Raw genomic sequence first — 11167 nt, 5'->3', positions numbered from 1 at the left:
TACCTTTTTGCCAAAAAAGAGCAAAAAAACGAGCTACGCAAAAATTTTGCGCTCAAACGCAAATCGGCATCATGAATGAACCCGATAAACGACGTTATGACGGCTTTTTTGCGCCACCTGTTTGCCTCGTTAGGTATCCCGCGAAACAATAGGGTGAAAAAGGTGAATGAAAACAGACTCCCCCCGCCAAAGTCGGCCTCACGCCCGCCCACCCGAACGAAAAACACCCGCAGATCCGCCATGTCAGGATGATTCTCCGATAAATCCCACCCGATAGAGGTGATAGACATTCAGACAGATGGCAAATCTTTGAGCCTAGGGAATGTCCGACTGTTTCCGGTGCGGACATATTGGCCAAACGCCGCCATGTGCGAGAGCATCTGGATCATTTGCGCCAATTTGTGATGCTTAAACCGCGTGGTCATACAGAACAGATATGTATGGTGTCCTGCAGATTGAGCCCGGCTTGCGGGTACTGATTTGGCGGTGCTGTTTTTACATAACGAGTGTTATTGGACCATATATGGCCCTGCCATGATCGCACGGGTGAGCGGCACGATATATAATTGTGGGCAAAGTCAATTTTGGCTGGACGATGATGACGAGATTGAGCGCGGATTTCGGCCTCATTAGAATGGCGTCACGCCAGTCAATCAGGCGTCGTTACCGACACGGGCAACACGCAAACATTCGATCAGGCTTTTGCAGGAATCAGAAATATGTTGATCAAGCAGGGACACGGCCAAAGAGACATTTCCCGAACGGCAGGCATCCAGAATATCATGATGTTCGCGCTCGGCCCGTTCGGTTGCGCCTGAAAGGGCAAGCTGCGCGCGGGTGAAACGCACCGTGTTATTACCAATCGTGCGCACGATTTCCAATGTCTTGGGACGGTTCGAGGCCTGATAAAGGCGTTCGTGGAACTGACGGTTCAGTTCCCCCCAGCGGGCAATATCGCCCGCCCGCAAGGCCTCGTCATAAACATCGAGAATTTCGCTTGCTGCCCGAATGTCATCCGCACTGAGACGCGGAACCGAATGACGCAGCAATTCACATTCCAGAAGACGGCGAACTTCAAACAGTTCTTCAATCTCGTCAAGCGAGAGCTGGGCAACAATCGCACCCTTGTGCGGCTGAAATGTTACCAGGCCTTCGGCATCAAGACGCTGCAAAGCCTCGCGCACGGGAATACGTGAGACATTATATTCGATAGCTATCGCATCCTGGCGTAATTGCGTACCGGCCAGAAAGTCCCCCGACAGGATACGTTCACGCAGGTCTTCTGTAACCTGATCCGTAATTGTACGACGGGTAAAGCGCGGGGAAGCTACCATAGTGTTTACGTCTATCTAATTGCCGAACCAAAACAGCCCATCACAAGGAATTAGCCATTCCAGATACTCATAACGGGGCCACTGGAATGTGGCAATAAAATTACCGGGTTTGCCGCAAATCTGGTCAAAATAACCCCTTCCCGGAGGTTATTTGACGACAAAACCGTGTGCATAGGGATCGCGATCATCAATAAAAATCGTGTTCAGCCCGTGCATGCGCGCCCAACCGGCAACCGATGGCACGATTGCCAGATAGTCACCAACCCGGGTTTGCTCAACAACATAGGCCTCGAATTGAGAGCCAATAATGCTTTCATGGACAATTTTACCATCCGCTGGCAAACGACCCTGGGCTGCGAGTTGGGCTAGTCTTGCCGATGTGCCGGTGCCGCAGGGTGAACGGTCAATGCCCTTGTCACCATAAAAAACGGCATTGCGGTGCGTGCTGCTTTCCTGAGTGGGTGTGCCCGTCCATTGAATGTGGGACAACCCATTGATTTCGCGATGCAGGGGATGCACGAAAGTTTCAATTTCGTTGAGGCGCTGGCGCAATTGCGGGCTAAGGCGTTGAAAATCGCCAACGGAATAATCGGCCATGTCGCGGAAGTTTTCCTGCGGCTCGACAATGGCATAAAAATTCCCGCCATAGGCAACATCGACCGTAAGGAGGCCCAGTTCCGGGCAGTCAACCTCGATCCCTTGCTTGTATAGAAAGGACGGAACGTTGGTAAGGCGAACCTTTTCAACATAGTCGCCGACCTGTTCATATTCGGCGACAACCAGACCCGCCGGGGTATCGAGCCGCACGATGCCGGGCGTTTTGGGTTTGATCAGCCCTTGTTCAAGGGCCATTGTCACCGTACCAATCGTGCCATGACCGCACATTGGTAAGCAGCCCGATGTTTCGATAAACAGGATGGCAACATCACAATCATCGCGGGTCGGCTCATACAGAATAGAGCCCGACATGATGTCATGTCCGCGTGGCTCAAACATCAGGCCGGTGCGGATCCAGTCATATTCGGCCAGGAAATGCGCACGCTTTTCGCGCATATTGGCCCCGACAAGGCGCGGCCCGCCGCCAGCGACAATGCGCACCGGGTTACCGCAGGTATGACCATCAATACAAAAGAAACTATGCTTTGCCATTTATGGCGGGCTCCGGCTTAAAAGCGGTTAATACGATACGGGGTCATGTCGATGCTGGCAGGGCGCCCGACCATCAGGTCAGCCAGCAGGCGGCCGGTGGTTGCGCCCATTGTCAGCCCCAGGTGGCCATGACCAAAAGCAAAATAGGCATTATCATGCCGGGGGCTTGCAGAAATAACCGGTTTTGAATCCGGCATTGAAGGGCGAAAACCCATCCATTGAGTACCACCCTCATCGCGCAAGCCCTGCAAAACCTGCTGGCCCTTTTTGAACAGGGCCGAAGCCCGGCTGTAATCGGGTGCCGCATCCAGCCCGGCAAGCTCGACTGCACCGCCGACACGAATACCCATTTCCATGGGGGTCAAAACAATGCTGTCATCCGGGCTGATCACCATGTGATTAAGCGTCACACCATTATAAGGAACAGTCGTGTTATAGCCCCGTTCGGTATCAAGCAGCACATTGCTGCCCAAACGTGCCGCAAGATGGCGCGACCAGGCACCACAGCAAACAACCACATGATCAAACGGGATATTATCGCCCGCCCGATTGATGGCAGAACGCGGGCGGCCCGCCTGATAGACAAAATCGGTAATATCAGCAGTTTGGAATTTTCCGCCGCGATCCAGAAACAACTGATAAAGGCCGGTGACGATTTTATAGGGGTCAAGCACCCTGCCCCAGTCTTCTTCCAGCACGCCACAGACGAAACCGGGTGCCAGATCTGGTTCGCGGTCATAAACCTCGTCCCGCGAAAGATCGGTCAGGCGCACCCCGTTACGGCGGCGCAGATCAATAGAATAATCATCGCCCCGACGCCCCTGTTCGGAGCGATAAACCGCCATCGCACCATCCCGGAAAACGGCATCCTGCAATTTGGCATCCCGAATAAGGGGATCATAATCATCCCACGCCGAGTGCAAAATGGCGGCAAGTTCGGTTGCAATCTGCTCCACCCGGTTGCGCCGACCGGCAGCCATAAAGCGCAGCAGCCAGGGCAGCATTTTGGGCAAATAGGACAAACGAAGGGTTAACGGCCCGTTCGGGTCCCGCAACCAGCCGGGAACATTTTTGAGCGTGCCGGGCATGGAAATGGGCGCACATTCACTGACCGCAAGACCGCCAGCATTGCCAAAAGACGTGGCACGCCCCGGTTCGCCCTTATCGGCCAGGGTAACGGCAAAACCGTATTTTTGCAGGGCAAGACCGACATTAACCCCCACAATCCCGGCACCAATGACAAGAACATGTTGCGGGACAGACATCGGAACCTCATCACCCTGAAAAATAACAGCAAAATAATAGCCTCAAACCGGCATGGCAGCTTTTCTGCCTGCCGGTTTGAAACTTATATGCAGGCGTTAGCGACACAAAATCACAGGGACGGACGTGTGTCGATGGCCTTTTGAATGATTTTGGTGATGGCTTCGCGTTCCTCGCCCACCAGGGTCAGGCGCGGCGCACGCACATATTCTTTGCCAACGCCGGTCATGGCCTGGGCGAGCTTAATATACTGAACCAGCTTGGCATGCACATCCATGTGCAAAACCGGGGTGAACCAGCGGTAAATTTTGACCGCTTCGGCGTATTTGCCCTCGGTCAGGAGCTTCCAAAGGCCAACAGATTCTGCCGGGAAGGCATCGGTAAAGCCGGAAATCCAGCCTACAGCCCCCAAAACCTGGGTTTCCATAACCAGATCATCCATGCCGCAGAACAGAACAAAACGATCGCCACAGGCGTTATAAATGTCGGTAATACGGCGCGGATCACCCGAGCTTTCCTTGATCGCAACCAGATTTTCAACATCGGCAAGCTGGTTGAATTCTTCGGGTTTGATATCGATGCGATAGGCACCCGGATTGTTATAAATCATGATCGGCAACGCGGTTTTGGCCGCCACAGCACGGAAATGCGCCAGATTTTCGCGGGTATCGGCCGTGTAGATCATACCGGGCAGAAGCATCAGGCCATCGGCCCCCAGTTCTTCGCATTTCTGGGCATATTTAATCGCCCCGGCCGTTGTGGTTTCGGCAACGCCGGACAAAACGGGAATGCGACCCTTGGTAATTTCGACAGCCAGCTTAAGGACGGCAATCTTTTCGTCCATTTCGAGCGTCGTATTTTCCCCGACCGAGCCGAGCATAACCAACCCATCAACACCGGCATCAATCAATGCTTCGATCTGTTTGGCCGTCATATCAAAATCGATAGAGCCATCTTCAAACATCTGGGTCGCAACTGCGGGAAACACACCGGTCCAGCTTACCTGCATCACAAAATTCCTTTTATCCGATACGCGGCCACGCCCGACGGGAACGCCCGCTGATTTACCTGACACCAGATATCGCACATATGGATATTGTATACAATCATAAAAATGAAGAAAGTGATGCCTGTGCCTCGTTACCTGAAACACCGTCATCATTCATCCTTATGGCGTGGAATTACCCCTCGATAACTTTAAGGGTCTTTTGCACCACAACAGCATCGCACAGTTCCTTTTCAACCAGTGCATAGGCATTGTTTGCGCAGTTATTTCTAAATTCGTTGTTTTCCATCAAACGTTCGATGGCATCGGCAAGGGCTTGGGCGTCGCCCAATTTAACCAACAAGCCAGTATCGTTGTGCCGAACAATCTCGCGGCACCCCGGTACATCGGTGGCGACCATCGCCAGGCGACAGGCTGCGGCCTCGATCAGGGATTTTGGCAAACCTTCCCGCCACGACGGCAACACCGCCAGATCAGCCCCCTGCAACAAAGCGGGAATATCACTGCGCTTGCCCAGCCATTCCACCAAACCTTCCTTTTGCCAGGTTTCAAGGTCATTCACTGTTGCACTGTCAGGATTGGCAAGGTCCACATCCCCGACCAGCAAAAAACGATAGTGAACACCTTTTTCAGCCAGAAGACGAATGGCCGCGATCAATTCACCCAGCCCCTTGGACCATAACATCCGCGCGACAAAAATGGCTGTTTTGGATTGCTTGGCCACCTCGCGACTTTCCACCTCGCCCGCCGGAAAGTACTTTTGCATATCCACCCCCGACCCGCGGATCAGGGACAAATTGGCGCGGCGAAACCCCAGGGATGCCATCAGTTCTTCGTCATCGCCATTCTGAACAATGACCTGCACGGATTTAAAACGGGCATAAAACCGTAAAACCCCACGCACGATGGACCGGATGATTTTTGCCTTGCGCCCGTTTGACACAAAAATAAAACCCAACCCCGTCACCATATTGACAATGCGCCGCGCCCCCGACAGCAAACCAGCCAATGTGGACAGAATGACGCACTGAATGGCAACATTGACAATCACATCAGGTTTCTCGCGCCGAAAAATGGAAATCAGGTGACAAACCGTTTTCAATGACGCAACCGGGCTTAAACCACCCCGGGCAATATTAAGATCGATGATCTTAAAACCCTCTGTCTGCAACATTTCAGCCGCCTGATTTTTGCGACAGGCCACGACAATTTCCCAGCCACGCACCTGTGCCGCACGCGCCAAAGCCATCCGGTGTGAGACAAAATACCAATCCTCGCTGCAAACAAACAAAAGTTTCTTGCGTTTCGATGCGGCATTCGACGTGCGGGAATTTGACATGCTGTATTCCATTTAGACGTAACCCGAAACCATCGGATCACTGTCCTGTTTCACATAATGACTGTTGCTAGCGACACATGCCTGTTCCGTCAATCACTGATCGACGATGCACAATCTGTATGATTTAATCCGGCGCGAAGAATACAGCCCAAACGGGCATTTCGGGGGAAAATCACTTTATGGCAACAATGCGCGCCTTGCTGCGCTTTCCGGGTGAAAAACAGGTGAAGGTGGCGCAATGCCCCATCCCTGCCCTGCAACCGGGACACATACTGATCAGAACAACGCTATCCGTAATCAGTCCCGGCACCGAAGCAACGCAAAATGCCGAAACACGCATGCCGCTTCTGGCAAAGGCGATCAAACGACCCGATTTAACCGCACAGGTGTTTGACAAATTACGCCGCGACGGACTGGCCGCCACCCGCAATGCCGTAAAACACCGTCTAGATCAACCGATTGCCGCGGGCTATGCCTGCTGCGGGATTATCGAGGACCTGGGCGAAGGTGTGACCGGTTTTACCAAAGGCATGCGCGTTGCCTGCGGCGGGATCGATTTTGCCCGCCATGCCGAATGGAATGTCGTGCCCCAAAACCTTGCCTGCCCCATCCCCGATGAGGTCAGCGATGATAACGGCGTTTTTACCACCCTTGCCTGCATCGCCCTGCATGCCATTCGGCAAGGGGAAATCGGCATTGGCATGACGGTTGCCGTGATTGGCTGTGGGCTGATCGGGCAGCTCGCCATTCAGCTGGCAGTTGCCGCCGGTGCACGGGTGGTTGCGATTGACTGGCAAAGACCGCGCCTGGCAACGGCACGGGAAAGTGGCGCGTTTAAGTGTTTTAAATCCACCGGCGAAATTACGGCGCAAGATCTTGCCGACATCACCCACAATGCCGGATGTGATGCCGTTTTGCTATGCGCATCAGACGATAAAGGCACGCTGATCGACGCGGCAGCGACGTTATGTCGGGATCGCGGAATCATTGTATGTGTCGGTGACGTCAAACCACATGCCAATCGCGGCCCACTATTTCGTAAGGAAATCACTCTGCGCCAGGTTCGATCCTACGGCCCCGGTCGCTATGATGCCAATTATGAACAATTGGGCCAGGATTACCCGATCGGCCATGCAAGATGGACGATCAAACGCAATATGCAGGCCGTGCTTGACCTGATGGCAGATCAGCGGATCACCCCTGCCCGGCTGATTGACGCCAGGATTCCGCTTGCCGATGCTGCAAACCCTACAACCTGCGAAGTACCGCCGCTTGCCACCGTCATTGAATATAATGCTGAGGTTCCCACCGATAGCACGGAATTGCAGCGGTCAGTACAGCATACAACAAGAGCAAAACCAAAAACGGGCACCGTAAACCTGGGCATCATTGGTGCCGGTAATTTTACCGGCGCCACCCTGCTACCCATTATAAAAAACATACCGAAAACGACACTCAAATATATCGCCAGCACACGCGGCCTGGCGGCAATGGGCGCACATCACCGCGTGCCAGGGTCACAGGCAATCAGCGACAATACCCAAATATTCAATGACCCGGAAATTGATGCCGTCATCATCGCAACACGGCATGACAGCCACGCTGACCTTGCCCATGCAGCCCTGTTAAGCCGCAAACATGTGTGGGTGGAAAAACCGCTTGCTGTCAGCTTGCCGCAATTGGATATGATACAGAAAACCCTGACTGAAACCGGACCTAAACAAACCCTTATGGTTGGCCATAACCGACGATACGCCCCCTTTACATATATGATTAAGGGTACGTTACCATCCGGCCCCAAGCATTTTTCCTATCAAGTGCGACTGTCACCACTGCCATCTGATCACTGGTTGAACCAGCCAGGCCAGGGCGGCCGCACCATTGGCGAAATCAGCCATTTCATTGATCTGGTAATGGCAGTGTCGCAGTCACCTGTTTTGGCAATTCAATGCCACTGGATCAACCGCGCACACGGCGACAGTATCTGGGAAATCCGGTTTGCCGATCAAAGCCACGCAACCGTGCATTACACACATGGCGGACAAAGACACGACCCTAAGGAACGCCTGCACATCACCGCCACCAATACTACAATCGAGCTGATTGACTGGCATAAACTTGTAATATCGCAGAACGGCAGGAAAACCATCCATCGAAGCGGCGGCCTACTGTCCCGAACCCCGCAAAAGGGGCACGAACAGGCATTAAAGGCGTTTATCCAGCGTATTCAGGACCCGCAATGGGCCAAAGCCGAAAACATCATCACGCCGCCAAGCGCTCAAGATGAAATCGACCTGTGCCGCATGATTTTAACCGCAGCCTATGGCTGCACCCCGGCATAAAGAACCAAAAGCGGCAGGGTGATTACACTGATGAGCGTCGTGATCAGAATGGTGGTTGCAGAACGGTCGATGCAGACCTGGTAATTACCCGCCAAAATGGCGACATTGGCCCCGGCAGGCAAGGCCGCCATGATTGTCACCACCGTCAGCCATAACGGCGGCAGATCAAACACGAAATAGGCAATCGAAAAAACCAGGACTGGTTGAATGAAAAGTTTCGCGCAGGTGCATAATAAACTGGCCGTCAGGTTCCCGCGCACGCTTTGCCCATACAAACCACATCCAACAAGGATCAGGGCCACCGTCGGCCCGGCAACGCGAAAACGTTCCAGCGTATTGGTGGCAATTTCCGGCAGCTTCAACCCCACAAGCGACGCAGCAACACCGGCAATAATGGCGATGATAATGGGGTTTTTAAGCACACGCACCATGCTTCCGGCCACGGTGGCAAGCCTGGTTTCGCCCGATGACCGGCTGCCTTCAACCAGGAAAATAGTTAGACCCAGCAATGTCAGCGGATGGATGGCAAGCACGATCAGCAAGGGAACCAGCCCGTCTTCGCCATAAACCGCCTGGATCAGCGGAATCCCCAACAACACCACATTAGAAAAAACACCGCCAACAGCGGTAATGGCCGCCTCATCGTTTTTCGCCCCCAGGGTGAAGCGCGCCGTGAAATAAACCAGCGCATAATTCAAAAGCGCGCCGCCATAATAGGCCCCCCACAGACGCAAATCGAAATGGGCACGAATGTCGGACTGTGACAGGGTTTGAAACAGCATGGCCGGGATGAAAACATTCATCGCGATGCGGGCGAGAACCGGTATCCCCTCGCGCGATAAAATACGGCTGCGCATCAACAAATATCCACACAGGATCGTCAAAAAGACGGGCCCAACCTTACTGAAAATCAAATCCAGCATTCATCCCCCAGCTGCAGTTTTACTGCATATTGCGTTATTTGCGACGCGCCAGAACAGTGCCGCACATGGAAAAGGCGGCACAAGCCTGCGCCGCCCGATCCACATTCATCCTATAGGAGGTTTTTTGCCCTGACCAGTCAGCTTAATGCAACCCTAGTCATCACTGGTGCGCACCCGTGCAACCGCATCGCGCCAACCGGCCAAAACATGATCGCGCCGGGGCTTTTCCATTTCAGGGGAAAATTTCGCATCCAGCTTCCAGCGACTGCGAATTTCATCCAGATCGGAAAACAGCCCGGCCTGTAAACCCGCAAGGCAAGCTGCCCCCAATGCCGTCGTTTCGGTGATTTTCGGGCGCTCAACATCAATCGCCAAAATATCGGCCAGATACTGGCAAATCCAGTCATTGGCGACCATACCGCCATCCACCCGCACCGCCTTGGGCGCAACACCATCGGCGGCCATGGCATCAAACAGATCGAATGTCTGGTAACAAACGCTTTCAAGCGCAGCACGGACAAATTCGCGCGGCCCTGTGTCGCGCGTCAGGCCAAACACGGCCCCGCGGGCATCGGCATCCCAATAGGGTGCGCCAAGCCCGGTAAAGGCCGGGACCATATAAACACCCCGATTATCGGGTAAATCACCGGCCAGACCTTCGGTTTCTGCGGCTGATTTGATAATACCCAGCCCGTCACGCAGCCATTGCACCGCTGCTCCCGCGACAAAAATCGCCCCTTCCATCGCGTAACTGATTTTACCATTCAGGCGGTAGCCAATCGTGGTGAGCAGGCGATGCTGCGAGGTAACGGCTTCATCCCCGGTATTTAAAATCACAAAACAGCCGGTGCCATAGGTGCTTTTGATTTCGCCAGGCTTAAAGCAGCATTGCCCGAAGGCCGCAGCCTGCTGGTCGCCCGCAATGCCATAAACCGGGATTTCAGCGCCAAACAGGTCCTTGTCGGTCATGCCAAAATCGGCGGCACAATCCTTGACTTCAGGTAACATCTGTTGAGGAACACGGAAGATATCGCACAGCTCCGTATCCCATTGATCTTCGCGAATATTATAAAGATTTGTGCGTGCGGCATTGGTGGCATCGGTCGCGTGGGCCTTGCCGCCAGTGAGCCGCCATAACAAAAAGCTGTCAACCGTGCCAAAGGCCAGATCGCCCTGCTCCGCCCGCGCACGTGACCCGGTTACGTGGTCCAGGATCCAGGCAATTTTGGTGGCAGAAAAATACGGATCAATCAACAGGCCGCTTTTGGCGTTAATATGCTGTTCAAGCTCCGCATCGCGATGACGCAGGTCGCGACACAGGGCCGCTGTGCGGCGATCCTGCCACACAATGGCGTTATAAACCGGCTTGCCTGTTTTGCGGTCCCAGACAATGGTGGTTTCGCGCTGGTTCGTAATGCCGATTGCCGCAATCTCGTTAACATCAATATGCGAAATCGCCTCGCGGCAGGTTTCAACAACCGTATTCCACAAATCTTCCGGGTCATGTTCCACCCAGCCGGAATTGGGAAAATGCTGCGGAAATTCGCGCTGCGCAACCGCAACAGACTTGCCGTCACGGTTAAAAACAATCGCGCGCGAACTGGTTGTGCCCTGATCGATGGCAAGGATATATTTCTTGTCTGACATTTCGTTCCTCCCGGTGCATCAGCGTTTTTTCATGACAAAAACATGCCGTGCACATTCAGTTTTGATAAAAGTCAGATAACATCGCCCGCAAGTCAAGGAATTTTCATTACACAACACATTTCCGCCAATTAATTTCATTAACGAAAATTTAGACACGCTATTTG

At 53.5% G+C, this 11167-nt stretch carries 9 protein-coding genes; 2 read left to right on the top strand and 7 right to left on the bottom strand.

Annotated features, from left to right (window positions below; all coding sequences use genetic code 11):
- Window positions 1–263: 263 nt before the first annotated feature.
- Window positions 264–479 carry a proline racemase family protein gene (locus LF95_RS23730; RefSeq protein WP_143182147.1) on the top strand — a complete coding sequence of 72 codons (216 nt, stop codon included), beginning with the start codon at window positions 264–266 and terminating at the stop codon, window positions 477–479.
- A gap of 174 nt (window positions 480–653) precedes the next feature.
- Here the strand turns inward: LF95_RS23730 and LF95_RS22080 are convergent, their stop codons facing one another.
- From LF95_RS22080 to LF95_RS22060, 5 genes are all read right to left on the bottom strand, one after another.
- The gene (locus LF95_RS22080; RefSeq protein WP_073957366.1) at window positions 654–1334 is read right to left on the bottom strand and encodes a GntR family transcriptional regulator; all 681 of its coding nucleotides are present in this window, start codon (window positions 1332–1334) and stop codon (window positions 654–656) included.
- Window positions 1335–1481: 147 nt separating this feature from the next.
- Window positions 1482–2483, bottom strand: coding sequence for a 4-hydroxyproline epimerase (locus LF95_RS22075; RefSeq protein WP_073957365.1), 1002 nt, complete (start codon window positions 2481–2483; stop codon window positions 1482–1484).
- 17 nt (window positions 2484–2500) lie between these two features.
- Window positions 2501–3748 carry an NAD(P)/FAD-dependent oxidoreductase gene (locus tag LF95_RS22070; RefSeq protein ID WP_073957364.1) on the bottom strand — a complete coding sequence of 416 codons (1248 nt, stop codon included), beginning with the start codon at window positions 3746–3748 and terminating at the stop codon, window positions 2501–2503.
- Between the two features lie 110 nt (window positions 3749–3858).
- Window positions 3859–4755 carry a dihydrodipicolinate synthase family protein gene (locus LF95_RS22065; protein ID WP_073957363.1) on the bottom strand — a complete coding sequence of 299 codons (897 nt, stop codon included), beginning with the start codon at window positions 4753–4755 and terminating at the stop codon, window positions 3859–3861.
- A gap of 172 nt (window positions 4756–4927) precedes the next feature.
- Window positions 4928–6091, bottom strand: coding sequence for a glycosyltransferase family 4 protein (locus LF95_RS22060; protein WP_073957382.1), 1164 nt, complete (start codon window positions 6089–6091; stop codon window positions 4928–4930).
- Window positions 6092–6270: 179 nt separating this feature from the next.
- Between LF95_RS22060 and LF95_RS22055 the strand changes: the two genes are divergently transcribed.
- Window positions 6271–8433: a bi-domain-containing oxidoreductase gene (locus LF95_RS22055; protein WP_073957362.1), complete on the top strand. Its 2163-nt coding sequence runs from the start codon at window positions 6271–6273 to the stop codon at window positions 8431–8433.
- Here the strand turns inward: LF95_RS22055 and LF95_RS22050 are convergent.
- On the bottom strand, window positions 8412–9356 hold the full coding sequence (locus LF95_RS22050) for an AEC family transporter (protein ID WP_073957361.1): 945 nt from the start codon (window positions 9354–9356) through the stop codon (window positions 8412–8414). The two genes, LF95_RS22055 and LF95_RS22050, sit on opposite strands and share 22 nt — an antisense overlap.
- Window positions 9357–9509: 153 nt before the next feature.
- Window positions 9510–11003 (bottom strand): glycerol kinase GlpK, encoded by a 1494-nt coding sequence (gene glpK / locus LF95_RS22045; RefSeq protein ID WP_073957360.1) that lies wholly within the window; start codon window positions 11001–11003, stop codon window positions 9510–9512.
- Window positions 11004–11167: the final 164 nt, after the last annotated feature.

It is taken from the genome of Thalassospira sp. TSL5-1, assembly GCF_001907695.1.
Lineage (GTDB): Bacteria > Pseudomonadota > Alphaproteobacteria > Rhodospirillales > Thalassospiraceae > Thalassospira.
This window is presented reverse-complemented; position numbering and strand designations above follow the sequence as displayed.